The organism is Nonomuraea candida (genome assembly GCF_000725485.1).
Classification (GTDB): domain Bacteria; phylum Actinomycetota; class Actinomycetes; order Streptosporangiales; family Streptosporangiaceae; genus Nonomuraea; species Nonomuraea candida.
In genome coordinates, this window is record NZ_JOAG01000025.1 from 14,370 (window position 1) to 39,999 (window position 25,630).

The 25,630-nt window shown below is 74.1% G+C and carries 21 protein-coding genes; 7 read left to right on the top strand and 14 right to left on the bottom strand.

The annotated features are described in order from the left end of the window. Positions 1–8 precede the first annotated feature (8 nt). The 3 genes from IO39_RS23705 to IO39_RS23715 form a co-directional block, all read right to left on the bottom strand. Positions 9–1,151 carry a winged helix DNA-binding domain-containing protein gene (locus IO39_RS23705; protein ID WP_043627287.1) on the bottom strand — a complete coding sequence of 381 codons (1,143 nt, stop codon included), beginning with the start codon at positions 1,149–1,151 and terminating at the stop codon, positions 9–11. A 95-nt stretch (positions 1,152–1,246) separates the two neighbouring features. Further along, the gene (locus tag IO39_RS23710; protein WP_052423283.1) at positions 1,247–2,140 is read right to left on the bottom strand and encodes an ABC transporter ATP-binding protein; all 894 of its coding nucleotides are present in this window, start codon (positions 2,138–2,140) and stop codon (positions 1,247–1,249) included. Between the two features lie 268 nt (positions 2,141–2,408). Next, positions 2,409–3,227 carry a nucleotidyltransferase domain-containing protein gene (locus tag IO39_RS23715; protein ID WP_211267134.1) on the bottom strand — a complete coding sequence of 273 codons (819 nt, stop codon included), beginning with the start codon at positions 3,225–3,227 and terminating at the stop codon, positions 2,409–2,411. Between the two features lie 105 nt (positions 3,228–3,332). On the opposite strand from IO39_RS23715, the gene IO39_RS23720 reads away from it, so the two are divergent. From IO39_RS23720 to IO39_RS23735, 4 genes are all read left to right on the top strand, one after another. Continuing rightward, on the top strand, positions 3,333–3,926 hold the full coding sequence (locus IO39_RS23720; RefSeq protein ID WP_211267135.1) for an ArsR/SmtB family transcription factor: 594 nt from the start codon (positions 3,333–3,335) through the stop codon (positions 3,924–3,926). Position 3,927: 1 nt separating this feature from the next. Then, a complete protein-coding gene (locus IO39_RS23725) occupies positions 3,928–4,641 on the top strand; it encodes an SRPBCC family protein (RefSeq protein WP_052423284.1) in 714 nt (237 codons plus the stop codon). Between the two features lie 115 nt (positions 4,642–4,756). After that, entirely contained in the window at positions 4,757–5,239 is a 483-nt protein-coding gene (locus tag IO39_RS23730; RefSeq protein ID WP_043627290.1) for a metallophosphoesterase family protein, read from the top strand. Between the two features lie 163 nt (positions 5,240–5,402). Beyond that, entirely contained in the window at positions 5,403–6,710 is a 1,308-nt protein-coding gene (locus IO39_RS23735) for an FAD-binding oxidoreductase (protein ID WP_052423285.1), read from the top strand. Between the two features lie 133 nt (positions 6,711–6,843). Here the strand turns inward: IO39_RS23735 and aztD are convergent, their stop codons facing one another. The 4 genes from aztD to aztB all read right to left on the bottom strand — a co-directional run bounded on the left by aztD (position 6,844) and on the right by aztB (position 11,284). Further along, entirely contained in the window at positions 6,844–8,061 is a 1,218-nt protein-coding gene (aztD, locus tag IO39_RS23740; protein ID WP_043627292.1) for a zinc metallochaperone AztD, read from the bottom strand. Positions 8,062–8,091: 30 nt separating this feature from the next. Continuing rightward, positions 8,092–9,027, bottom strand: a complete 936-nt coding sequence (aztC, locus tag IO39_RS23745) for a zinc ABC transporter substrate-binding protein AztC (RefSeq protein ID WP_043627295.1) — start codon at positions 9,025–9,027, stop codon at positions 8,092–8,094. Continuing rightward, a complete protein-coding gene (locus IO39_RS23750) occupies positions 9,024–10,370 on the bottom strand; it encodes a hypothetical protein (RefSeq protein ID WP_043627297.1) in 1,347 nt (448 codons plus the stop codon). The genes aztC and IO39_RS23750 overlap by 4 nt, the downstream gene beginning before the upstream one ends. A gap of 68 nt (positions 10,371–10,438) precedes the next feature. Beyond that, positions 10,439–11,284, bottom strand: coding sequence for a zinc ABC transporter permease AztB (gene aztB, locus IO39_RS23755; RefSeq protein ID WP_043627298.1), 846 nt, complete (start codon positions 11,282–11,284; stop codon positions 10,439–10,441). An 87-nt stretch (positions 11,285–11,371) separates the two neighbouring features. Here aztB and aztA point away from each other — a divergent pair, with 87 nt between their 5' ends. Beyond that, positions 11,372–12,085: a zinc ABC transporter ATP-binding protein AztA gene (aztA, locus tag IO39_RS23760; RefSeq protein WP_043627302.1), complete on the top strand. Its 714-nt coding sequence runs from the start codon at positions 11,372–11,374 to the stop codon at positions 12,083–12,085. Positions 12,086–12,323: 238 nt separating this feature from the next. Here the strand turns inward: aztA and IO39_RS23765 are convergent, their stop codons facing one another. After that, positions 12,324–12,596, bottom strand: coding sequence for a WGxxGxxG family protein (locus IO39_RS23765; RefSeq protein ID WP_052423286.1), 273 nt, complete (start codon positions 12,594–12,596; stop codon positions 12,324–12,326). 655 nt (positions 12,597–13,251) lie between these two features. Next, on the bottom strand, positions 13,252–13,983 hold the full coding sequence (locus IO39_RS23770; protein WP_043627305.1) for a GNAT family N-acetyltransferase: 732 nt from the start codon (positions 13,981–13,983) through the stop codon (positions 13,252–13,254). A gap of 460 nt (positions 13,984–14,443) precedes the next feature. Between IO39_RS23770 and fusA the strand changes: the two genes are divergently transcribed. Then, a complete protein-coding gene (fusA, locus tag IO39_RS23775) occupies positions 14,444–16,453 on the top strand; it encodes an elongation factor G (RefSeq protein WP_043627306.1) in 2,010 nt (669 codons plus the stop codon). On the opposite strand, the gene IO39_RS23780 is transcribed toward fusA, so the two are convergent. From IO39_RS23780 to IO39_RS59015, 5 genes are all read right to left on the bottom strand, one after another. Next, complete coding sequence (locus IO39_RS23780; protein WP_211267136.1) at positions 16,438–16,935, bottom strand: GNAT family N-acetyltransferase; 498 nt, start codon at positions 16,933–16,935, stop codon at positions 16,438–16,440. The two genes, fusA and IO39_RS23780, sit on opposite strands and share 16 nt — an antisense overlap. A gap of 87 nt (positions 16,936–17,022) precedes the next feature. Then, positions 17,023–19,647, bottom strand: a complete 2,625-nt coding sequence (locus IO39_RS23785; protein ID WP_084773380.1) for a M14 family zinc carboxypeptidase — start codon at positions 19,645–19,647, stop codon at positions 17,023–17,025. After that, positions 19,647–21,623, bottom strand: a complete 1,977-nt coding sequence (locus tag IO39_RS23790) for a M14 family zinc carboxypeptidase (protein ID WP_052423287.1) — start codon at positions 21,621–21,623, stop codon at positions 19,647–19,649. Before IO39_RS23790 ends, IO39_RS23785 begins: the two co-directional genes overlap by 1 nt. Positions 21,624–21,896: 273 nt before the next feature. Continuing rightward, positions 21,897–22,232 (bottom strand): hypothetical protein, encoded by a 336-nt coding sequence (locus IO39_RS59010; protein WP_211267137.1) that lies wholly within the window; start codon positions 22,230–22,232, stop codon positions 21,897–21,899. After that, entirely contained in the window at positions 22,130–22,855 is a 726-nt protein-coding gene (locus tag IO39_RS59015; RefSeq protein ID WP_211267138.1) for a hypothetical protein, read from the bottom strand. The genes IO39_RS59010 and IO39_RS59015 overlap by 103 nt, the downstream gene beginning before the upstream one ends. 256 nt (positions 22,856–23,111) lie before the next feature. Here IO39_RS59015 and IO39_RS23800 point away from each other — a divergent pair, with 256 nt between their 5' ends. Next, the gene (locus IO39_RS23800) at positions 23,112–25,463 is read left to right on the top strand and encodes a rhamnogalacturonan lyase (protein ID WP_043627310.1); all 2,352 of its coding nucleotides are present in this window, start codon (positions 23,112–23,114) and stop codon (positions 25,461–25,463) included. The last annotated feature ends 167 nt before the right edge of the window (positions 25,464–25,630 follow it).

Genomic DNA, 25,630 nt, shown 5'->3' on the forward strand with positions numbered 1-25,630 from the left:
GGAATCCGTCAGGCGTGGGGTCCCACGGTGACCTTGCCGATGGTCAGGCGCGGCCTGCCCTCCATGACCTCGCCCAGCCGCCGTACCTCCTCGGTCAGCTCGCGCGTCTGCGCGCCGGTGAGGTCGCGCAGCGGCTCGACCGTGACGTCGATCCGGCTGCCCGAACGGCGCTGGTGCCAGACACCGGCCACGTTCCCGTCCACGAGCAGCACGGGGAAGTTGCCCGCCTGCCCGCCGGCCAGCGCCCGCCCGGCCGCGTCCCCGGCGTACAGGAGCTCGCGGGGGCGGCCCGCCACCACGTACGCGTCGAAGTACGGCAGCAGCCGCACGCCGCGCGGCGGCTCGTCGGGCACGCCGGTGTCGCCCGCGAGCACCCAGGCCCGCTGCCCCTCGAACAGCACCTCCTCCAGCTCCACCCGCTGGAACGCCCCGGCCGCCCAGGTGACGCTCCCGCCGGCCCACTGGGCGAAGTGCCCGGGCGTGGCCGGCCCGTACGCCCACAGATAGCTCCTGACCAGCCCGGCGAGCCCGTCCGGCGCCGGCTCCGCGGCGGGGGCGGCGGTGTAGGTGACCTTGCGCCCGCGCCCCGCCCCGAAGACGAACGCGCCCCGGTGCGCGGCCAGGTGCATCACCTGCCGCCAGCGCGGCCAGAAGGTCTGGAACGCCGGCATGACCAGGTCGCCCGCCCACGGCCCGGTGGCCGCCACGACCGCCTCGCTCAGCTCGTCCACGGTCAGCTCGGCCCCCGCCAGCGCCTCCCCGATCGCCGCGATCACCTGCTCGACCTGCTCGGGCGTCATCCTCATGGACGGGGGCGCGGTGTGGTGCGACGACGGCATCGACGACAGGGCGGCCACCCACATCGGCAGGTCACGGGCGGGCAGCACGTGCACGGTGCCGCGCGGCCCGTGCGTCTTGACCAGGCTGCGCTCCTTCCACAGCGCCTCGCGCACGTGGGCCCGCGTCACCCCGTCGAGCCGCAGCCCGATGGAGGCCTCGGCGGCCGACATCACCTGGGCGTGCGCTCCGCACATGGCCGCCACGGTCTCCACGGCCTCCACCGGCTCCACGGGCCCGCCCGTGGGCCGGGCGGCCAGCCCCGCGCGGTCCAGCCGCCTGGCGCTGACCTGCGGCCACGTCAGTTCGATCACCGAATGCCCTCCTCCGTCGTGCTTCGCCCCTCACAGTAGGAGGCAATGCGGAAAGGTACGTGCCGCATTGTCCGGACCGAACCGGCTGGAGCGAGTCAGGCCGCGCTGGACGGCTCGGCCGGGTCGAAGCGAGACGCCCCGGAAGCGGCCGGCGGGGTGTCCGGCATCGTGACCGGGACGGGCTGGGCGCGGGCAGACCAGCGGCCGTCGTCGCTGCGGACGATGCGTACCGGATGGTCGAAGCACGCGCTGACCAGCTCACTGGTGAGCACGCCGGCGACCGGCCCCCGGGCCAGGCAGCGCCCCTCGCGCAGCAGCATCGCGTGCGTGGTGGTGGCGGGCAGCTCCTCCAGGTGGTGGGTGACCAGCACGGTCGCCAGCGACGCGTGCCGGGCGCGCAGCGCGTCGATGCTGGCCAGCAACTGCTCGCGGGCCGCCAGGTCGAGCCCGGTGGCCGGCTCGTCGAGCAGCAGCAGCCGGGGCTGCGGCATGAGGGCGCGGGCGATCAGCGCGCGGCCGCGTTCGCCCTGGGAGAGGGTGGGCCACGTCGCCTCCGCGCGGTGGCTCATGCCGAGCATGGCGATCAGCCGGTCGGCCCGCTCGGTCTCCTGCGCGCTGGGCGTCCAGCGGGGCACGGTCGCGGCGGTGTTGGTCAGCCCGGTCAGCACCACGTCGCGAACCCGCAGCGGGCCGTCCGGCGTGTGGCGCGGGTTGACGTGGCCCAGGTAGGAGCGCAGCTCGCGCACGTCGACGCGGCCCAGCGTGCGGCCGAGCACCTCGACCACGCCACGGGTCGGATGGGTGACGGCGCCCAGCAGCCCGAGCAGGGTGCTCTTGCCCGCGCCGTTGGCCCCGAGCAGCGCCCAGTGCTCGCCGGGGCGCACGGTCAGCGAGATCTCCCGCAGCAGGTGACGGCCGTCGCGGACGAGGTCCACGGCCTCGGCCCGCAGCACGTGCCCGTCGTCGGCGGGACGCGACACCACGGTCATCGGCCCGCCTCCCCGCCGCACGCCCGTCGCGCACCCGATCCCGGCCGAGCGGTCCGGCTCGCCGGACCTCCCCGCCCCCGGGTCTCCCGTCCGCCATCCTCCGGTCGCGGCGCCTGACACCCGCGCCGCGACAAGGACGATCCCGCCACCACGCACTCCTTCCTCACGTTCGTGCCCGCCAACCTATCAGGTCCTCAGACATCTGATGTTTAGCAGGGCCCGTGAGAGACCAGGCCGCCTCCGCCCGCCCCCCCGGGGCGGGCGGAGGTCAGGGGATGCAGGCGGTGCGGACCTCCGCGATGAGGCCGGCCGCCGCGTCGATGGTGCGGGTGATCTCCTCAGGGGTCTCCCCCACCGACGCGAGCAGCGCCTGCGCCCGCTCGCCGAACCCCTTGGGCGCGGACGGGAGCCGGTCGGCCGAGGCGATCATGCCCTTCTCGTTGATCAGCCAGGCCCCGTCGGCCGCGTGCAGCGCCTGGCAGGCCACGCCGATCACCCGGAACAGGCACCCCGCCGCGTACGCCGGGTCGCGGCCGGTGGCGGCGTACCGGGCGGACGCCAGGAGGAAGTCACTCTCCCACAGCCGCTCGACCAGGGCCTCGCGCAGCGCCGGCGGGTAGTGGGCGGTCTCGGCCTGCAGCGCGGCGAGCTCCCCGGTGGGGTCGGCGAGCACCTGGCACAGCGCCACCTCGCCGGCGTAGGCGCTGGAGTGGAAGCCGAGCGGATGCCCGACCTGGAAGCCGAGCTCGTAGACGCCGGCCCGGCAGTCGCGCCAGATCCGGTGCACGCGGTCGAGGTCCCGGTAGATCCAGTCCACCCGCCATCCGTCCACGGTGAGCCAGCCGCCGCCGTCCACCCACGGGCCCCAGCCGCCGGGCTCGGTCACCTCGGTCTCCGCGCCGGTCATCTCCCCGGCCAGCGCGCGCAGCTCCCCTATGGCGAGCCGGCCCCGGTAGTAGAGGCCGAGGTCGATGTCGGAGTCGGGCCGGTGCGTGCCCCTGGCGCGGCTGCCGCCCAGCACGACGGCCACCACGCCGGGCACCGCGGCCAGGCGACCGGCGATGTCGTGAAGATCAGGACTGTCCACCGTACGAGCCTAGCCCGCGCCCGGGTGACGCCGGCCGATGCGAATGAAGGGCCGAACAGCGGAGCTGTCTTGACAATGAATTTTGTCGGATGAGATCGTTTGGCCATGCACGAAGTGGCGGTGATCGAAGACGCGGCGGCGGCCGAGGCGTCGCTCGACCCCATGCGGTCGAAGCTGCTGGCCGCGCTGGTGGAGCCGGGCTCGGCGACGTCGCTGGCGGCCAAGGTGGGCCTGGCCCGGCAGAAGGTCAACTACCACCTGCGCACGCTGGAGCGGCACGGCCTGGTGGAGCTGGTCGAGGAGCGCAGGAAGGGCAACGTCACCGAGCGCGTCATGCAGGCCACGGCCGCCTCCTTCGTGATCTCGCCCACCGCGCTGGCCGCCGTGCAGCCCGACCCCGCCAGGTCGCCGGACCGGTTGTCGGCGCGCTGGCTGCTGGCGCTGGCGGCGCAGCTCGTACGCGATGTCGGCGCCCTGGTCACGGGGGCCGCGAAGGCGCAGAAGCGGGTGGCGACGTTCGCCATCGACGGCGAGGTGCGCTTCGCGTCGGCGGCCGACCGGGCGGCGTTCGCGGAGGAGCTGACGCAGTGCGTGACCTCACTGATCAGCAAATATCATGACGAATCCGCCGAAGGCGGGCGGGAGCATCGGATGATCGTCGCGGTCCATCCCTCCGTGCGCGGCGAGAAGGAGCACTGACGTGGGGCACGACTTCGAGCTGCCCCAGGAGGCCCTGGTCGAGGCGAGCCCGGAGCAGGTCTGGGAGGCCATCTCGACGGGGCCGGGCATCGACTCGTGGTTCCTGGGCCGCAGCGAGGTGGCGGACGGCGTCGTCCGCACCGCGTTCGGCTCCTTCGACCTGGCCCCGTCCGCGGTCACCGCCGCCGAGCCCCTCAGGCGCTTCGCCCACGCCAGCGAGAAGGGCGACGACGGGCGGTTCGTGGCTTACGAGTTCATGATCGAGGGCCGGGAGCGGGGCAGCACGCTGGTCCGCATGGTGACCAGCGGGTTCCTGCCGGGCGACGACTGGCAGGACGAGTTCGAGTACATGTCCAGGGGCCTGGCGATGTACTTCGCGACGCTGGTGGAGTACCTGAGCCACTTCGCCGGGCGGGTGGCCACGCCGGTCACCGAGTTCGGGCCGCGCGTCACCGACTGGCCGGCGGCCTGGGAGCGCCTGCACGCCGCCCTGGGCGGGCCGCCCGCCGTGGGGGACGCGGTGCGTCTCGAAGGGGTCGAAGGGGTCGTGTACCACCGCGACTCCCACACGCTCGGCATCCGGGCGGACGGGGCGATGTACCGCTTCCTCCAGGGCCTCGGCGGCACCATGGTCGCCGCGCACCTGCTCTTCGACGGCGAGGCCGGCCAGGGGCCGCGCCGGCGCGGCTGGCTGCGCGACCTGTACGCCGCCTGACCAGGCCGCCGGGACCCGCGCGCGTACCTGCCCCGGGCGAGCGGGGGCGAGGTGAGGCCGGCGGGGGCCGAGGTGAGCGAGGGTGAGGCCGGTGCGGGTGGGCAGGAGTGAGCGGGTGAAGGTCGTCGCCATCTCCGACACGCACGCGCCCCGGCGCTGGCGTCAGTGCCCGCCGCGCGTGGCCGAGCACCTGCGCGGCGCCGACGTCATCCTGCACGCGGGCGACGTCTGCGTGCCGTTCGTGCTGGACGAACTCGCCGCGTACGCACCCGTCCACGTCGTCAAGGGCAACAACGACGGCTCCGACGTGGTGGCGCCGGAGACGCTGGAGCTGACCCTGGACGGGCTGCGCGTCGGCATGATCCACGACAGCGGCCCGGCCAAGGGCCGGCTGGCCCGCATGCGGCGCCGGTTCCCGCACGCGGACCTGGTGGTCTTCGGCCACTCGCACATCCCGCTGGACGAGTCCGGCGACGGTCTGCGGATCTTCAACCCGGGCTCCCCCACCGACCGCCGCCGCCAGCCGCACGGCACCCTGGGCCTGCTCACCATCGAGCGCGGCGCCCTGACCCGGGCGGAGATCGTGCCGGTCACCTGAGCGACCCGCCGTACGACGGCCGGCGGATGCGCCGCCCCCTGGAGCCCTTGTGAGGCTTACGAGGCTTACGGGCGGCGGTAAGGCGACGGGAACGCGGCCGTAAGCGCCCTCGGAGACAGTGGTTCCAGATCGCCGGAGCAGACGCCAGAGAAGGGCCGCAGAGATGAGCCAGCCGTACCGCACCACCGCCGTCCGGGACGAGATCCGCCTGCCCGGCTTCACCGGGCCCGTGCACCTGCCGGGCGAGCCGGGCTACGACGAGACGCGCCGCTCGCTGAACCCGGCCGTGGACGCGCGCCCCGCGCTGGTCGCCGAGGCGTACGGCGCCGGTGACGTGCGGGCCGCGCTGCTGGCGGCGCGCGCCCACGGCGTGCCGTTCGCGGTCCAGGCCACCGGGCACGGCACGCACGCCCCGTGCGACGGCGGCATCCTGGTCAGGACCACGCCGATGGCGTCGGTGCTGGTGGACCCGGCCCGCCGTGTGGCCCGCGTGGGGCCCGGCGCGTGCTGGGGCGACGTCCTCGCCGCCGCCGCTCCGTTCGGCCTGGCGCCGCTGTCGGGGTCGGCGCCGGGGGTCGGCGTCACCGGCTACACGCTGGGCGGCGGGCTCGGCTGGCTGGCCCGCAAGCACGGTTTCGCGGCCGACGGCGTGCTGCGGGCCGAGGTGCTGCTGGCCGACGGGCGGCACGTCACGGCGGCCCCCGACAGCCACCCCGACCTGTTCTGGGCGCTGCGCGGCGGCGGGGGCGGGTTCGGCGTGGTGACCGCGCTGGAGTTCCGGCTCCACCCGGTGCCGGAGGTGTTCTCGGGGTTCGTGTACTTCCCGATCGAGGCGGCGGCGCGGACGCTGGAGGCGTACCGGAGCTGGATCGACGACGCGCCCGACGAGATCAGCACGGCGGTCGTGCTCAGGCGCATGCCCGACGACGAGCAGGTGCCGGCGGCGGTGCGCGGCAGGCACGTGGTGCTGCTCAAGGTGCTGTACGCCGGGCCGGCCGAGCAGGCCCGCCGGCTGCTCGCCCCGCTGTACGCGGCGGCGGGCCCCGCGCTGCTCGACGAGACGCGGCCGGGCACGTACGCGGAGGCGGCCATGGGCGGCACGCCGGTCCGGCACCTGGACCTGTTCGACACCGTGCCCGACGAGGTGCTCGCCGCGCTGGTGCGGGCGGCGGAGACGGCCCAGACCGTGGAGATCCGGCACTGGGGCGGCGCGATGAGCCGGCCGGGCCCGGACGCGGGGCCCGTGAGCCACCGCTCCACCAGGCTGTCGGTGATCGTGGACACCGTGGTGCCCGGGCTGGCCGAGGAGCTGCGCCCGTACGCCGGCGGCGGCACGTTCCTGAACTTCCTGGCCGACCCCGCGCGGACGGCGGCGGCGTACACGCGGGCCGACTACGCGCGGCTGCGCGAGGTCAAGCGCGCCTACGACCCGGACGCCTTCTTCCGCGTCGGCCACGTGATCCCGTCGTGAACGCCGGCGCCTCGCACGCCCGCCGGCCTGCGGCCCGCGATCGGTGCGCGCCCGTCACGGGGAGGGGCGAGGAGTGCCCGCCCCGCGCCGGGGGGAAGCGCGGCACTCCTCGCCGGATCCCGGAAGGTGGTGTCTAGTGCGCGCCGGCCGTGCCGGTGAGCTCGTTCGGGGTCCGCGGCAGGGTGGCCGTCCTGGTGACCTTGCCGGAGGCGAGGTCGACGGCGTGGAGCCGCTTGCCCGCCGGGTCGCTCACGTACACGAGCCCGTCACGGGCGAAGATGTTGGGCCGGGGCTGCTGCCAGTCCAGGGGCTCCTTCCACTCGTCGAGCACCTTGATGCGCCTTTCGACCTTGGCGGTGGCCGGGTCGATCACGTGCACGGCGCCGTCCGTGCCCAGCACCAGGGCCTCGCCCCCGGGGCCGCGGGCCAGGGAGCGGAAGGTGTAGCTGGCGCCGAGGTCCACCAGCTTCAAGGCGCCGGTGGCGGTGTCGATGAGGGAGACCCGGGTGGGCCGCTCCAGCTCGGCGTCGGGGTCCTTCTTGTAGTCGCCCAGGACGACGGGCGAGGAGTCCGAGCCGGCCTGGTTGCCGATCCGGCCGTACGCGTCGGGGCTGTCGACCTTGCTGATCCGGCCGTCCCGGTAGATCAGGACGCCGTCCTCGCAGCCGATCACCACGGCCTCGTCCTTGGCGGTGGCCTCGCCGTGCACGCCGGGGCAGTCCTCGTTCCTGGCGATCTCCTTGCGGCCGGCGTCGAGGACGACGATGCCGGTGCGCTTCTCCTCGGTGCCGAGGGTGACGACGAGCTCGCCGTTGGTCAGCTTGATCGCGACTCCGTGGTGCGCGGCGGCCGACTTGTACGTCTCCCCCTGCGGCAGGCCCGCGGCCAGCTCGTTAGGGTCGAAGATCGTGACCTCGCCGGTGCCGTCCGCGAACAGGACCGTGACGCCGGCGTGCCTGACGACGTGGCCCGGCTTGGCGCCCTTGAACTCGTCGGCCTTCAGCGTGGCGGAGGCGGCGTCGAGGACGCGGAACCCGGTCGAGGTGGAGACCAGGACGTGCCGGTCGTCCCCGGCGGGGTTGACCCGGTTGTACCCGGCCAGCGGGATGTCCTTGACCACCTCCAGGCTCTGCCCGTCGACGACCAGCAGGCCGCCGTCGTACGTCATGACGACCGGAGCCGTCACCGAGGCGGCCGCCGTGGTCGCGGAGGTGGCGGGGGTGGAGGGGGCGGCCGGGGAGGTGGCGGGGGCGGCCTGCGCGGACTCCTGGGCGCCGCCGCCGCAGGCGGTGAGGAGGAGGGCTCCGGCGAGCAGCGCCGCCGGAGGGGCGATCCGTGAGCGGACGGTCATGTGTGGTGCACCTTTCTGCAAGAGGGGATGTCAACGGCCGCCGAGGCCGTCGACCATGGCGCGCGTGTTGCTGCGGATCATGTCGAGGTACGTGGCCGCGCCCGGTGACCTGCTGCTCAGCGACTCCGAGAACAGGGGGACGACCTTGACGTCCACGCCGGCCTCGGTGGCGAGCACCTGGGCCAGCCGGTCGGGCTGCGAGGAGTCGGCGAAGATCGCCTTGACCCCGGTGCGGCGGATGGCGTCCTTGAGCGACTTCAGGTCCGAGGCGCTCGGAGAGGCCAGCGTGGTGCCGCTGGGGATCACGGCGCCCACGACCTCGAAGCCGTACCGCCGGGCGAAGTAGCCGAAGACGTGATGGTTGGTCACCAGCCGGCGGGACGCGGGCGGGAGGATCGCGACCTGCTGCCCGACCCAGGAGTCGAGCTGCTCGACCCGCGCCCGGTACGCTCCGGCCGCGGCCCGCACGGCGGCCGCGTCCACGCCGGCCACGTGCGTGACGATCTGCTCCGCGATCAGGTCCACGGCCTTGGCCATGCGCCCGGGGTCGGTCCAGAAGTGGGGGTCGGGTTGCCCGGCCGTCTCGCCGGCGGTGGCGGCGAAGCGGATGGGGCCGACGCCCTCGCCGACGGCCAGCGCGGGCACGCCCGCCCGCCGGGCGGCCTCGACGTTGCGCAGCACCCCCTCCTCCAGGCCGAGCCCGTTGTAGACGATCAGGTCGGCGTCCTCGATCAGCGCGGCCTCCTTGGCCGAGACGCCGAACGAGTGCGGGTCGGAGTCCGGCTTCATCAGCACCGTCACCTCGGCCTCGCCGCCGGCGACGGCGCGCGTGACGTCGCCGAGGATGTTGGTCGTCACGACCACCCTGGGGGTCCGGTCGCCCGCCGCGCCGCCCGCGCCGCCCGCGCAGCCGGCCGCCGCCGCCACGAGCGCGATCGCCGCCAGGAGCCGGGTCAGCACGCTCATCGGCCGGTCTCCGTCATGTGCGCGGGCGCGAAGCCGGGCTCGAAGGCACGGGCGCGCCGCAGGTCGTCGTTGTAGTCGATCTCATGCACGGTCCGCCCGGCCGGGTCGTTGACGTAGGCCCGGCTGGTGTCCGCCTGGATCACCGGCGCCCCGGCGACCGCCTCCCCGTGGGAGCCGCCCGCCGCATCACCGCCTGGTGTGGGACTGCGTGGTGCGGAACCGGCAGGTTGGGTGGTGAGGAGTTTTCCGGTGGCGGTGCGTTCGCCCGAGCGGGGGTCGTGAGCCTGCAGCACGCCGTCCGCCGTCAGGGACAGGACGGGCGTGTCCTCGCCCGTGGCGCACACCGCCACCACCGGCCCGGTCTTCAGCAGCCGCCACGTCCGGGCGGTCACGTCGAGCGCCCAGGTGCCCGCCTTCCCGGCCCGCGCGGCCAGCGTCGAGCTGCCCGGCCGGTGCCGGAACGCCTTCGCGCGCTCCCCCGCCTCCGTGCCGCGCGGGTAGCGGATTCTCACGCCCTCGAACGCGCCGTCCTTCTCGGTGACCAGCAGCGCCCCGTCGGCGCAGCCGAAGACGACGCCGCGCCGGGTCACCGCCGTGCCCTCCGCGTCCGCGCACGTGCCGGCCTCGGCGACCGTCCCGCCGGTCCTGTCCCGGACCTGTACGGCGCCGTCCTGGGCGACCAGCAGCCGCTCCCGGTACGGCACGACGGCCGCGACCCCGGTGAGCCGCCCCGTCTCCACGAGCTCGCCCTGGTCCATGCGGGCCCGGTCGAACAGCGTGGCCGTGCCGTCGCCGGAGCGGACGGCGGTGACCGCCGGGTCCCCATGGACCTCGTACGGCGGCCGCCCGGTGACCGTGCCGAGCTCCCGGGCCGCGGTGCGGTAGTAGTGGACGTGGTCGCCGTGGTCGACGGTCCAGCCGCCGCCGTCGATGACGCGCAGCGTGCCCGCGCCCGTGGTGAGGTAGGCGTACCGGCCGTCGTCGGTGATGTCGCGCACGTCGGGCGCGTCGGCGACCGCGGTGGTCCGCCCGGTGAGCAGGTCGAGCACGTGCGCCCGGCCGTCCGGGCCGCCGTCGGCCAGCACGAGGCGGGACTGCTGCTCGGGCATCTCCTCGGCGCCCTCGACGTAACCGTGCGGCACCGCCTCACCCGTGCCGCCGCCCGCCTGCGGCTCCTGCGTGGCCACGCCGCCACCCGCCTGCGCAGCTGGGCCGCCGCTTCCCGCGCCCTCCCGGGCGGCGCCACCGTTTCCCGGCGCGCAGCCCGCGAGCAGCAGCCCGGCGGCGAGGACGGCCAGCGCCTGCAGCCCCGGCCTCGCCCCCCGCCGCGTCTCCGGCCTCATCCCCGGCCTCGACCCTCGCCGCGTCTCCGGCGTCGTCCCCGGCGTCGTCCCCGGCGTCGTCCCCGGCCTCATCGCGCCACCGCCCCGGCGAGGCGGGCGGGCCGGCGGCGCAGCAGGTCGCCCAGGGCGGACAGGAAGAACAGCCCCACCGCCACCGCGGCGATCGTGGCGCCCGCCGCCGTGGCCGCGTGCCACGACACGACCAGCCCGATGACGGTCGCGGCGATGCCGAGCAGCGCCGCGCCGAGCATGATCCCGGGGATGCTGCGGGCCCACAGCGCGGCGGCGGCGGGCGGCCCGATGAGCAGGCCGAACACCAGCAGCGTCCCGACGATGTGGAACGAGGCCACGATCGCCACCGTGACCAGCCCGAGCAGCAGGACGTGCGCCACCCGGGGACGCAGGCCCAGCGTGTGGGCCTTGCGCGGGTCGAAGGCGAGCGCGACGAACAGCCGGTGCCCGAGCGCGGCGACGGCGGCGGTGACCGCGAGGGCCGCGCCGAGCCCGGCCAGGTCCTGCCCGCCGACCGCGAGCACGTCGCCGAACAGGAACCCGGTCAGGTCCACCGCGAACGACTGCGAGTGCGAGACCACGATGACGCCCAGGGAGAGCATCCCGGCGAAGAGCAGGCCGATGCTCGTGTCCTGCGACAGGCGCGGCGAGCGGCCGAGCAGGCTCACCCCCAGCGCCATGCCGCCCGCGCTGAGCAGCGCGCCGATCAGGATGTTCACCCCCGCCATCGAGGCGAGCGCCACGCCCAGCAGCATCCCGTGGGACATCGCGTCGCCCAGGAACGCCATGCCGCGCAGCACCACCCACGTCCCGGCGAGCGCGCAGAGCAGCGACACGAGGATGCCCGCCCAGAGCGCTTGCCGCACGAAAGTCACTTGAAAGGGGTCAAACAACCAATCCATGACCCAAGACTCTACAATGAAAACCGTTGTCACTTTCAAGTCGGGCTCGCGAGCCGAGTCTTCGAGCCGAGGTCAGGTGGAGGTCGCGTGGAGGACGGCGAGGCGGTCGTGATCAGCGAGGTCACGGCGGGTTACGGCCGCAGGACGGTCCTGCGCGGGCTGTCCGCCCGGCTGCCCCGCGCGGGCGTGACGGCCGTCGTGGGCCCGAACGGCTCGGGCAAGTCCACCCTGCTGGGAGTGCTGGCCGGGACGGTACGCCCGTCGCACGGCACGGTCCGGCTCGGCGTCACGGGCCGCCCCGGATACGTCGTCCAGCGTGACGCGGTCTCCGACGCCCTGCCGATCACCGTGCGGGAGACGGTGGCGATGGGCCGCTGGGCGTCACGCGGGCCGTGGCGGCGGCTGACCGCGCACGACCGGTCGATCGTCGAGGAGTGCATGGCCGCCCTCGACGTCGCGGCGCTGGCCGGGCGGCGGCTGAGCACGCTGTCGGGCGGGCAGCGCCAGCGCGTCCTGCTCGCCCAGGGGCTGGCCCAGGAGCCGGAGCTGCTCCTGCTGGACGAGCCCGCGACCGGGCTGGACGTGCGGGCGGAGCAGCACATCGCCGACGTGCTGGACCGGGCGAAGGTGCGCGGCGTCACGATCGTGCACGTCACGCACGACCTGGCGGCGGCCCGGCGGGCCGACCACTGCCTGCTCCTCGACGGAGGACTGCTCGTCGCCGAGGGGCCGCCCGGCTCCGTCCTGGCGCCGTCCGTGCTGGAGCGGGCGTTCGCCGGGCTCCATCACGTGCTCCGCTGACTGCCCCCGTACGGAAAACGGACCGGCTCAGACGGAAACGGACCGGCTGGATAGGAAGCCGGCCGGTCAGCCCGGAAGCCGGTCAGCCCGGAAGCCGGTCAGCCCGGAAGCCGGTCGGCCCGGACGCCGGCCGGCGGGCAGCGGCCGGGCGGACGCCATCAGGTGGCACGGCCGACCTGCCGGCAGCCGTGCCACGCCGGATGGTGGCCCCGGCCGGCGGCCGGGGCCGCGCTACCCGTTACGGGCGCGTGGTGCGGTGGCCCATGTGTTCCGCGGTGCCGACGTGGTTGCGCTGCTTGCGCATGCCGGCGAAGCCCAGCAGGCCGAGCAGGCCCAGCAGGCCCCACAGACCCGCGTTGCCGCCACCGTCGTCCCGGTTGTTGTCCTGCGGTGCGGGTGTTACCTGGCTCTGCGCGACGGGCGCGACCGGCTGGTCGTCGGCCATCGCCGCGGAGGCCGGGACTAGCGTCAAGAAGAACGCCAGGCCCAGCCCGGTGAGCGTCTTGCGCATTGGGTTCCCCCGATCCGGCGGTCTCGTTCAACCGCGGAGACCGCCTGTCATGCCTTCTCCTGTAGAAGGCTCCTACTAGCGGGGCGATCTCCATATCCCCTGCTAAATAGGCCCCTACCATCGTCCTGGTGGCATCAAACGCCTTCTCCTCCCGGCGGGGGCCCGTGGTGGCCCGGCAGGCCGCCGCGCACCTGGGATCCGCACATTTCGGCCAGTTCCGCCCGGGTGGCGGCGGTGGCCCGTATGGGGGGACTCAGGCGTACCTCGACGACCAGCCGGCGCGGAGGGCGCGGCGCCTTCGCGGTAGCGCAGCGTGACCGGGTGGACCTGCGCGCCCGCGGCGGCGCCGGCCCCTGTTTCGGCGCCACCGGTCCCGGTCTGAGCAGCGGGCCCGGTCTGAGCAGCGGGCCTGGTCTGAGCAGCGGGCCTGGTCTGAGCAGCGGGCCTGGTCTGAGCAGCGGGCCTGGTCTGAGCAGCGGCCACCGGCTCCCCCACGCAGGCGCCGGGCGTGCACGGGCTCACCGGCCGCCACGGGTTCCCCGCGTCCCGGAGACGCGGCCGGGGGCGGGGGCGACGGCGGGGGCGGGGGCGTGATCCGGCGGCGGAGTCCCGGGCGGAGGCGTCTGGTGCCCGGCGGGGGGTGGGAGGAGGGTGCTCACAGGGGCTGTCCGAGGAAGTGACGCAGGTAGCGGGCGTTGACCTGGGCCATGGACAGCAGCAGGAAGAAGTCGGCCGTGCCGAAGTCCGGGTCGTACGCCGGCGCGCCGCACACCCAGGCACCCAGCCGCAGGTACCCCCGCAGCAGCGGCGGCGGCACGAACCGGTCGGGCGGCGCGGCGCGGCCGGGCCGCCACGGGCGCAGCGGCCTGACCCGGTGCTCCTCGGGCCCCAGCGGCACGTGCGCCATCACCCCGGCGGCCACCGCGCCCCCGTCGCCGAGCGGCACCGAGCAGCAGCCCGCCAGCCACTGGTGTCCCCCGGACACCATGTACCGCGCGATCCCCGCCCACATCAGCGCGACCACGGTGCCGTCGCGGTGGTCGGGGTGCACGCAGGTGCGGCCGGCCTCGACCAGGCCCTTCCTGAGGGGCGCGAGGCCGGCCAGGTCGAACTCGCCTTCGGCGTAGAGCCGGTCCGCGCGTCCCGGGGGCAGCAGCCGGTAGGTGCCGACGACCTGCGCGCCGTCGCGTACGAGGAGGTGGTCGCAGTAGGCGTCGAGCCGGTCGGCGTCCAGGCCGGAGACCGGGCTGTCGAGCCGCGCCCCCATCTCCCCGGCGAAGACCGCGTGCCGCAGCCGCTGGGCGGCCTGGACGTCGGCCGCGCCGGTCGCCATGCCGACCGTGTAGCGACGGGTGTCGGGGGAACCGGTGTCGAGTGAGATCGTCATGGGCGCGCGTCCTTCCCTGCAGAGGGCCTCGCCGCCTATGTCGACACGCCGAAATGACGAGCGAGTCTCGCGTCGGGGGCAGCCAGGCGTCCGCGTGGTGAAGCTCCCCCTTCCGGCGGCCGGCAAAGATCCGGAAAAATCGTTTCCCCGCGCCCCGCCCGCCTCATTACAGTCGCCACCCGAAGCCATCGACAGCCACTGACAGCCACCGACAGCCATCGACGCGCCGGCAGGGCGCGAGCCGAGAGGCGATCGGCGACGTGACGAGGGAAGGGAGCCGGCCGTGCGCAACAGCACCGCTGCCGTGGTCTCCCCGTCGCGTTACGAGGTGATCCTGGTGTCTTCGTCGCCCCGGTGCCGGCTGCGCGGCCGTCACTGGACGCTGCCCTGACGAAGACCTCACTTTCGGCGGGCCAATCGCGCCGTCCTGTCCACGATCATCCCGAAAGGGTCATGGGCCGTGCGTGCTCAAGTCTCCAACCCCCTGGCCACCGTCCGTAATCTCGGCATCCTCGCCCACGTGGACGCCGGCAAGACCACCGTCACCGAGCGCATGCTGTACCTGACCGGCGCCACCTACAAGCGCGGCGAGGTGCACGACGGCACGACCGTCACCGACTTCGACCCGCAGGAGCGCGACCGCGGCATCACCATCTTCGCCGCCGCAGTGAGCTGCGCGTGGGACGGGCACCGGATCAACCTCATCGACACCCCCGGCCACGTGGACTTCTCCGACGAGGTGGAGCGCTCGCTGCGGGTGCTCGACGGCGCGATCGCGGTGTTCGACGGCGTCGCCGGCGTCGAGCCGCAGAGCGAGTCGGTGTGGCGGCGGGCCGACCGGCACGGCGTGCCGCGCGTGGCGTTCGTCAACAAGCTCGACCGGGCCGGCGCCGACCTCGACGCGGCGGTCGAGTCGATCCGGCGGCGGCTGCATCCGGCGCCGCTGGTCGTGCAGCTGCCGATCGGGCGCGAGGACGGCTTCGCCGGCGTGGTCGACCTGCTCGCCATGCGGGCGCTGGTGTGGTCCGGCGGCGAGTGCCAGGCCGGTCCGGTGCCGGACGGACTGCTGGCCGAGGCGCGGCGGCGGCGCCGGGCGCTGGAGGAGGCGGTGGCCGAGCTGCATCCCGGCGCGCTGGAGGAGTTCTGCGCCGAGCCGTCGATCTCCGAGGCGACGCTGGCCGCCGCGCTGCGCGACCTGACCCGCAGCGGCGCGGGCGTGGTGGTGCTGTGCGGCTCGGCGTACCGGAACCGGGGTGTCGAGCCGCTGCTGGACGCCGTCGTACGGTATCTGCCCTCGCCGCTGGACGTGCCGGCGGTGCGCGGGCAGGACGGCCAGGAGCGGGCCGCCGACCCGGAGGCGCCGCTGGCCGCGCTGGCGTTCAAGGTGAGCGCGGGCGCGACCGGGCGGCTGACGTACCTGCGGCTCTACTCGGGCACGCTGCGGAAGGGGGACACGGTGCTGGACGCGGGCGCGGGCCGGGCCGAGCGGGTCGGGCGCATCCTGCGCGTGCAGGCCGACCGGCACGCCGAGACGGACCGGGCGGTGGCCGGGGACATCGTCGCGGTGGCCGGGCCGAAGGCGGCCCGCGCCGGGACGACCCTGTGCGCGCCGGGCGCGCCGCTGCTGCTGGAGCCGCCTGGCGCGACCGAGCCGGTGGTGTCGGTGGCCGTCGAGCCGCGCCGGGGCGCCGACGCCGGCCGGCTGGCGGCGGCGCTGGCCCGGCTGGCCGAGGAGGACCCCTCGCTGGCCGTGCGCACCGACGCCGAGACCGGGCAGACCGTGCTGTCCGGCATGGGCGAGCTGCACCTGGAGGTCGCGGCGGAGAAGCTGCGGCGCGACCACCGGCTGGAGGTCGGCCTCGGGCGGCCGCAGGTGTCGTTCAGGGAGACCGTCGTGCGCGGCGTGTCCGGGCTGCTGTACCGGCACGTCAAGCAGGACGGCGGCGCCGGGCAGTTCGCGCACGTGGTGATCGACGTCGAGCCGCTGGACGAGGGGTTCGCGTTCGCCTCGGCGGTGACGGGCGGCCGGGTGCCGCGCGAGTACGTGCGGGCGGTCGAGGCCGGCTGCCGTGACGCGCTGTCGGACGGGCCGCTCGGCGGCCATCCGGTGACGGGCCTGCGGGTGACGCTCACCGACGGCGCCACCCACGTCAAGGACTCCTCCGAGCTCGCCTTCCGCACCGCCGGCCGGCTGGCGCTGCGCGAGGCGCTGCGCTCGTGCGCGATGGTGCTGCTGGAGCCGGTGGTGGAGGTGACGGTGACCGTGCCCGACGAGATGGCGGGCACGGTGCTGGGCGACCTGGCGGCGCGGCGCGGGCGCGTGTCGGGCTCCACGGCGCGGGCCGGCACGGTGGTGATCACCGCCGTGGTGCCGCTGGCCGAGGTGTTCGGGTACGCGACCCGGCTGCGCAGCCGTACGCAGGGCCGGGGCGCGTTCACCACCCGGCCGGCGGGTTACGCCCCCGCCTGAGCCTCCCGCCGGGGGAAGGTGGTGAAGGAGATCCACGCGTCCGGGGGAACGTCGGGCCGGTTCGGCACGGGCCGGCGTTCCTCCGTCCACTCCGCGCCGGCCAGCTCGCCGGCCACGCGCCGCCAGAACGCGACGGCGGACGTGTTCGCGTCCTGGAAGGCGATCTGCCAGGGGCCGGGGTGGCGGGAGATCACCTCGCGCACGGCGGCCAGCCCGATGCCGCCCCGGCGCGCGCCGCGTACGACGAAGAAGCTGTTCAGCACGCGCCCCGGGCCGGACAGCCCGCGCACGAACGCGAAACCGACGGGGTGCTCGCCGCTGGTGAACAGGTAGGCCGCCCAGTCGTCGTCCTCCAGCGCCGCGCGCAGCCGGTGCTGGTGGTAGGTGCCGTCGGGGCTGGGCAGCCCGGGCTGGAAGTCGGCCATGTCGTGCCGGAACATCAGCCAGAGGCGTTCGACGACAGGGTGGTCTCCGGCGTTCACCGGCCGGACGGTTAGCTGAGAAAGGGTCATAAAACGACCTTCCGGCCGGGATCAAATCCGGCCGGAAGGGAAAATCTACCAGATTGATCAAGGAGTGGCGACCGCGGCCCCGGTGACCGGAGCCCCAGTGACCGCGGTCCTGGCGACCGGAGCCCCCGTGACCGCGGCCGACCAGTACAGCGCCCTGGCCACCTGCGCGAACAGGCCCTTGGGATGGTTGCGGAACATCGGCTCGGTGCCGAACAGCACCACCGCCGCGCCCCGCTCGTCCCGGCCGCTGACCACGGCCGCCTGCCCCCTGGCCGCCTCCTGGCCGCCCGCGCCGGACGCGCCGGCCCGCCAGTGGCCGGCGACCAGCGGCCCGTCGGCCGCGTACGTCTGCTCGACCGTGACCTCCGGCCCCAGCCCGGTGAACCAGAGCGGCGAGTACACGAACGCGTGGGACGCCGCCCCCACCGGCCCGTCGCCCGCGACCGTGCGGACCACGCCGTTGGCGTCCTCACGGCCGGCCACCGTGGTGACGGTGAGCAGACCGGCCGAAGCGTTGAACGCGGCGCCCGTCTCGCCCCTGGTGACGACGCCGCCCGTGGCCAGGAACGCCTCCAGCGCCGCCCTGGCCGCCGGGCCCAGCGCGGCGTGGTCGAGCCCGCTGGAGACGTACAGCACGTCGATGCCGCTCCAGTCGAAGCCGCCGTCCAGCACCCTGGTGGAGACGGGCGTCACGGTGAAGCCCAGCTCGCGCAGCGTGAACAGCTCGTCGGCGGAGGCCGCGGCGGCCACCCGCACCGGCGCCAGCGGCACGCCGCTCCCCGTCCTCGCCGGGGTGAAGGCCACGCCGTGACGGTCGGCCACCACCCTGGCGGCCCGCCCGGCCTCGGGCGGGACGATCGCGGCGCCGTCACTCCCCCAGCGCACCGCGACCCCCTCACCGAGCAGGTCGTTGACCGCCCTGACCTCCTTGGCGTCGGCCACCTCCAGCGCCAGCGGCCCGGGCGTGCGCGGCACCGACCCGGTCGGGGCGGCGGCGCTCACCGGCACGGTACGCGCCCGCAGCGACCGCACGGGCTCGACCGTGGCGCCCCACAGCAGGGCATGACTCCACCCGGAGATGTCGTACATGGCGTCGACCCGCGGCGAGATGTCCGCCCCCGGCTCCAGCATGACGTTGGCCAGCCCGCGCTTGGGCTGACGCAGATCCACCACGTACGAACCGGCCGGATACGTCGCGCCGCCCGCCCGGAACGCCGACCGCCCCCGCTCCACCCGGACGTCATTGGCCACCAGATGATCCACCAGCCGCGCCGCGGCCGTCGCCGACCGCTGCCCCTCCCCCGCCGGGATGACGTACGCGCGGGGGAACGTCGTCGTGTAGACGTCCTCCGGGCCGAAACCGGGCACGAGGCCCAGCGGCACCTCCTTGGCCGGCTCACCCGCCGCGCCCCGCCGGAACACCTCGATCTGGTCGGCGACCAGCCGGCCGTGCCGCGACCGCACGAACTCGTACGTCGCCCGGATCGCCGCGGCGGCCACCTCGGTGTTGATCGCCGACCGGCGGCGCAGCTCCGCCACGCTCGCCTGGCTGTAGTACGGCTCGTTGACGTCCAGCGGGATCTCCACCGTGTGCGCGGCCACCGCCCCGTGGAACGGCGCGTACTGCGGGGTGAAGATCGGCGGCCAGTCGTCCCAGCCCTCCGCGTCGTCCCGGAACGGGATCTGCGCCGGCCGCACGCCGTCCCGCTCGAAGGTGTACCCGAGGCCGTTCACGGCGGCCTCCATGCCCAGGCCGTTGGCGTACGTGTTCGTGATGAACAGGTCGTACTCGTAGTTCGTGCCGTGCGGCGGCGTGGTCGGCTCGATCAGCGTGCCGTTGACGTAACCGTGCAGATCGATCATGGCGACCGGCTGCGTGTCGATCATCACCTGCCGCATCGCCCGCACCTCCGGCTGGGAGGCGGTGACGAAGTCCCGGTTCAGGTCGAACCCGGCGCCGTTCTGGCGCGTCCCGTTCACCCGCCCGTCGGGGTTGGCGGTGACGTTGAAGTACAGCCGCGTGCGCGCCAGCAACGCCGCCACCGCCGGGTCCGTGCTGGTCGCCAGGTGCTCGATGGTGCGCAGCGCGGCGTCCGTGCCCTCCCACTCGTTGCCGTGGATGTTGGCGTTGACGAAGACCGGCGCCTTGTACCGCCCGGCCAGCCGCCGGTCCCGGGCCGCGCCGGCCGGGTCGTTCTCGATGCGCTCGCGGATGCGCGCCTGCTCGCGCGCCTCGGCGGCGCTCTCCGGCGCGGTCACCGTGACGAGATAGAGATCACGCCCCTGGTGCGAACGGCCGATCACCTCCACGCTCACCCGGTCACCGCGCCGCTGCACCTCGTTCAGCCTCGGCGCGATCCCGTGGTACGGCACCAGCCCCAGCTTGATCGAGGAGTCGGCCGGATTCTCCGGCGGCACCGGCAGGAACGTCCGCCTCGGATAGCCGCGCTCACGGGAGTGACCGTAGGGCTGCCCGCCGGGCGCCGCCCGCAGCGCGCCCGCCTGCCCGGGCACGCCGGCGGCCACCTCGTTCCGCTCCGGCCCGTTGCCGAAGTCACGCACCGGCGACGACGGCTCGGCCACCGGAGGCTCCGAGAAGGCGGCGGGCTGCGGGAACGCGAGGAACACGCCGAGGAACACGCCGAGGAACGCGGCCAGTGCCGCCACCGCCGGGCGGCGCATCAGCGCTCCCTGTACTCGGCGGCGATCCCGATCAGCGAGATCAGGCCGGCCGCGAACTCCATCGCCTCGGCATGACCCTCCTCGAACGGCGGCTGGAAGCCCACGCCCTCCCACGTGCGCGTCTCCGGGTTCCACAGGTCGGCGCCGACCTCGAAGTCCCAGCCGTAGACGCCGTAGTCGTACCACAGCTCGTCGGCCGAGTTCCCCGCCGCCGAGTACAGCACGTCCGTCACCGGCCCGGTCTGCTGCGGCCAGATCACCGTCCCCCGCTCGGCCGCGATGGCCTGCTCGATCGTGCGCGCCGAGCGTAGGAAGTACGCCTCCTCCGCCGGCGCCGGCCGCGGCAGCGTGACCCGCCCGTCCAGCTTGTACGCCCCCGGCGGCCACATGAAGTACCCGCCGTAGCTGTGCACGTTCATCGCGAACTTGATGTTGCGGAACTTCTGCGCCAGCCAGATCACGTTGCGGCTCTCCGGCTCGGAGTGCTCACCGGGACCCGCGTAGGTCCCGCTCTGGCAGTTCGCCGACGCGCCGAAGTAACCGTCGGACAACGAGCCGACGGCGTAGTTGCGGTTGACGTCCACCCCCCAGGTGTTGCGCAGCGCCGGGTCGGACTGCTGCGCCGGGCAGTGGTTCGTCATGTTCTTCCGCTGGCTGTTGAAGTCGTAGAAGCTGTAGTTGGCCCCGTCGGGGTTGACCGTCGGCACGATGAAGATGTCGGTGCGCTCCAGCAGCCGGCGGGTCGCCCGGTCACGGGCGTAGTTGCGCAGCAGCCGCTCGGCCGCCTCGATCGTCACCAGCGGCGTCACCCATTCCCGCGCGTGCTCCTGCGCGTAGGCCAGCACCCCGGTGCGCGAGCCGTCCCGCCGCACGCCGATCCGCAGCGCCAGCACCTGCGCGGGCGCCCGGGAGACGTCGGCCGGCGCGTTGAGGAAGTCGTCGAGCTGCGTACGCGGCGCCGGCGCCATCACCCCCGCCCCCGGGTCCGTCCGGTACAGCGCCGCCCTGAGCGGCACGCCCGCCGCGGCATTGACGGCCGCGACCACCTGCGCGGCGGTGCTCACCGGCGCGCCGGAGCCGTCCGTCGCCAGGCTCACCGTGACCAGCTTGCCGTCCACGCCGACCCGCAGCGGCCGGTCCGGCGCGCCCGGGCCCACCAGCTCGACCGACAGGTCGTTGCCGCCCTCGGAGCCGTAGGCGTTCGAGGTGAACACCACCGCCGCGCCCGGCGGCGTGCCGACCACCGCCTGCGCGTGCCGCCGGTAACCGTTCGTCCGGTACGGCAGCGCGATCAGATCCGTCAGCCTCGGGAACCGCTGGTGCAGGCTCTTGATGCGCTCGTTGAGCTGCGCGGGCGGCATGTACTGGGTGATGAAGTCCTTCTGGTAGCCGTGCCCGGCGCGGTCGGGCCGCTCACCGTCGGGCCACTCCCTGACCCGCGCGTCGGCCCTGCCGCCGCCGGTCGAGGTGACGGTGACCGCGTGCGGGCGGCCGCCGGCGGGCACCGGGGCGCTGAGCTGATGGCCCAGGTACGCGCCCGCGTCCACGTACGCGACCATCTCCGCCTGCCCGGTCGTGCCGCGCGCGCCCCGCCACGTGACGGTGAGCGTGGCCGCCTGGGCGGCGCTGCTGGAGGCCTCGACGGACAGGAAGTAGCCGTCGCGGGACTTGTACCAGACCGCCCGTTCGATCACGACCTGGTCCTGCGGCGTGGCCGCCTTCGTCCTGGGCCGGGGCGCGGCCTGGGCCTTCGACGCCTCGCTCACGCCCAGAGCACTCAGGCCGGCGAGCTGGGAGGCCGTCAGCACCGCGTCGATCTGGACGCTGCCGTCCGGCTGGGGGCGCACCCGCTCGGTGAGGTCGGCGCCGGAGGCCACCAACCGCTCCATGGCGGCCCGGTCCGGCACGGACAGGGTGACCAGGGAGACCGGCTCCGGGTCGGCCGGCCCGGCCACCGCGGGGACGGATGGCTGCATTCCCATGAATGTCGCGACAACGATCAACAGAACAACTGCGGACGCCCGTAAGCCACGCATGAACCCCTCCAGGAAGATCCCGTATGGGGCTCATTGAAAGCCGACAATCACCTACCGACAAGACCCAGTAAATCCCCGCCTATCCCCACAAACCCTTCTGTCATCCGGGCGCCTGTACTTTGTAGATCTCGGCCACGACGACGGACGGCCGTCGTCGTCCCCGCCACCCGCAGGGCGACCGGCCCTGGCCGGGGGCCCGGGCGGACAGGCAGATCAGCGGGCGGTCCAGGGGCGGGCGTGCTCGTCCACGATGGCCGCCAGCCGCCGCAGCCGGGGAACGGAGCGGGCGCGCAGGCCGGCGGCCGGCTCGGCGGAGCCGACCAGGTCACTCCAGATGGCCCGGCCGGCGAGCATGCCCGACGCGCCGGCCCGGCAGGCGGCCCGTACGGCGGCGGGGAAGTCGTCGCGCGCCACGCCCTGGGAGAGCACGACCCACGGGACGGGGATCATCTCGTCCAGGCGCGCGCACTCCTCGACCAGCCGCTCCTCCGGTGCTGCCCCGCCGAGCGGCACCTGAGCCTTGTAGAGATCAGGCCGCAGCTCGGCCAACTCCGCCGCCGCCGCTCTGATCGCGGCAACCTCGTCGAAACCCTCGACACCAAGAAGCTCGTTCGGGCCGGTGGCGGGGGCGGGGGTCTGGCCACGCCTTCGAGGACGGAGAGCAGGCCGGCGGCGGCGCAGCGCCGTACGAACTCGGCGGCGGTCTCCAGGCGCCGGGCCCGGTGCTCGTCGTCGCGCCAGATGACCAGGAGCTTGGCCGCGACGGCGCCCGCCTCCCTGGCGGCGGCCAGGTCGACACGCTCGTCGATCGCGGTGTCCTCGACCGGCCCATCCGGGTCCTGCCGGAGGGCGTCCACGGCGACGATGAGCCCGCCCGACACGACGCCCTCGGCCGCCACCCGCCCGAACCCGTAGTCCCGGTCGATGAGGAACCCCGACGCGTACGGCCCCACCTCCCTCGCCACGGCCAGCTTGAACGACGTCAGCCGCTCATCCCCCACCCGCTCACCGGTCGCCGCCCGGAACATCTGCCGGAGGCTCTCCCGCTGGTCCATCGCCACCATCACGAACCCACCGGAGGGCCGGGCCAGCGACTCCAGGGCGGGAACGCCCGAGGCGACCGCTTCCGAGGCGGTGGGGTCCGAGGCGGCGGGGTCCGAGTTGGAGGTCATGGAGCTCCCGTTTCGCTGACTTTGCGGAGTCACTCCTGGTTCGCGCGCTCGCCCAGGTGCCGACCTCGGCGATGTCACTATAAATCCGGGCGCGTGATCGCATTTTTCCATAACGGACCGCATTCGGTGCCATACGTGCGATGAGGCCGTTTTCCAGCCAGGACATCGACAGGTGACAAACCCTTGACAAACAGCACAATCGCCCAATACTCTCCAGCCTAAAATTATATCGATTTAATCAGCGGAGCTCCTCACGATGAGACCCCCCAGCAGCATCCGCCGCGCCCTGGCGACCGGGCTGGCCGCCCTGCTCTGCGCGCCGCTCGCGGCGTCGCCCGCCCGGGCCGCCACGACCGCCATGGCCGCCACGGCCGCCCCCACGGCCGCCACCGAGGGCGGCCACCGTCCCGGCATCAGGCTGGAACAGCTCGACCGCGGCCTGGTGGCCGCCTCCACCGGCGAAGGAGTCTTCCTGAGCTGGCGACTTCTCGGCAACGAGGTGTCCGGGCACGGCGCCTCCGGCATGATCGGCGCCGACTTCCGCGTCTATCGCGACGGCCGGCCGATCGCCACGGTGACCAACAGCACCAACTACCGCGACGCCGCCGGCACCGCGGCGTCCGAGTATCGCGTCGCCCCGATCGTCAAGGGACGAGAAGGGCGACGCAGCGCTGTTGCCACCCCTTGGCTTAAATCGTTTTATGATCTTCCGTTGCAGAAGCCCGCCGACGGGGTGACCCCGATGGGCGAGGCGTACACGTACACGGCCAACGACCTGAGCGTGGGCGACGTGGACGGCGACGGGCAGTACGAGTACGTGGTCAAGTGGGACCCGTCCAACTCCAAGGACGTCTCGCAGCGCGGTTACACCGGCAACACCTACCTGGACACGTACGAGCTGGACGGCACCCTGCGCTGGCGGCTCGACCTGGGCGTGAACATCCGCTCGGGCGCCCACTACACGCAGTTCCTGGTCTACGACTTCGACGGTGACGGCCGGTCGGAGATGATGCTCAAGACCGCGCCGGGCACGAAGGTCATGCGATATGACGACCGGGGCCGCGTCGTTTCCGAGCGCTTTATCACCATGCCGCGCGAAGACCGCAAGGCCGGATACGCCAACACCGACGACTACCGCAAAAGCGCAGCAGACTATTTCGACTATGTTGCTGCAACGTTCGCGAAATGGCACGAGCATCCGGAGGTCGTCGCCGGGCGCTGGCCGGCCACGCTGGAGCAGGCGTTCGGCATCGAGCCCAAGTACCGCTACCCGCTCTCGCAGGCCGACGCCGAGGCGCTGGCCACCTACTTCGTCGACGTCTACGCGCCCGCCCGCAGCGGCAACAACCGGCTGCGCGAGTTCAACGGCTACATCCTGACCGGCCCCGAGTACCTGTCGGTCTTCGAGGGCGCCACCGGCAGGGAGCTGCAGACCATCCACTACAAGCCGGGCCGCGGCGACGACGGCCTGCTGTGGGGCGACTACGCGATGGCCAGGATCGAGCCGGGCAACCGGGTGGACCGGTTCCTGTCCTCGGTCGCCTACCTCGACGGCAAGCGCCCGTCGGCCGTCTTCGCGCGCGGCTACTACACGCGCAGCACGCTGGTGGCCTATGACTGGAACGGCAGGCGCCTCAAGGAGCGCTGGTACGTCGACAGCGGCCACGTGCCGATGGCCAACCCGTTCAACGCGGGCCCGCACGGCGTGGACGGGAGCGACCCGGAGTACGGCCGGCTCACCACCCAGGGCTTCCACTCGATGAGCGTCGCCGACGTCGACGGTGACGGCAGGCAGGAGGTCGTCTACGGCGCCGCCACCATCGACGACGACGGCGACCTGCTGTACTCGTCGTTCGCCGAGGCGCCGCCACAGAGCAACTTCCCCGGCCAGAGCATCCGCCTGGGCCACGGCGACGCCATGCACGTCGGCGACTTCGACCCCGACCGGCCCGGCCTGGAGATCTGGACGGTGCACGAGGGCGGCCGCTCGGCCCCGTACGGCTGGGCGCTCCGCGACGCGGCCACCGGCCAGGTCGTGCACGGCGGCTACAGCGGCCTGGACACCGGCCGCGGCATGACCGGCGACGTCGACCCGTCCGTACGCGGCGTCGAGACGTGGTCCTCGATGCCGCCGGACCAGGCGGTCCAGGCGGGGCTGTGGTCGGCGCGCGGCGAGTACCTCGGCAGGAACGCGCCCGGCACGAACATGAGCATCCGCTGGGCGGCCGACATGACCACCCAGCTCGTCAACGGCACCGCGACCACCGTCCTGCAGACGCCGACCATCGACGACCACCGGCGCGGCACGCTGCTGACCGCCGAGGGCACGCTGACGAACAACTGGACCAAGGGCAACCCGGGCCTGGTCGCGGACGTGTTCGGCGACTGGCGCGAGGAGCTGCTGACGCGCACCGCCGACAGCACCGCGATCCGGATGTTCCTCAGCACGGAGGTGACCGACCGCAAGCTCTACACGCTCATGCACGACCCGCAGTACCGGGTCGAGGTGGCCAGGCAGCAGACCGGGTACAACCAGCCGGCCTACCCGAGCTTCTACTTCGGCTCGGACATCGACTGGTCGAAGGTGCCCGTACCGGGCAAGAGGTGAGGCGGCCCGGTCCGGGCCCGACCCCGGGTCCGGTCGGCCCCGGACCCGTCGGCCCCGGACCGGTCGCACGGGGCCCGGTCGCACGGGTCGGTCAAGGCCGGACGGTCCGGCTCCGGTCGGGCCGGGGCCGGTCGGGCTGGGGCCGGTCCCCGGCCGGGCGTGGCCGA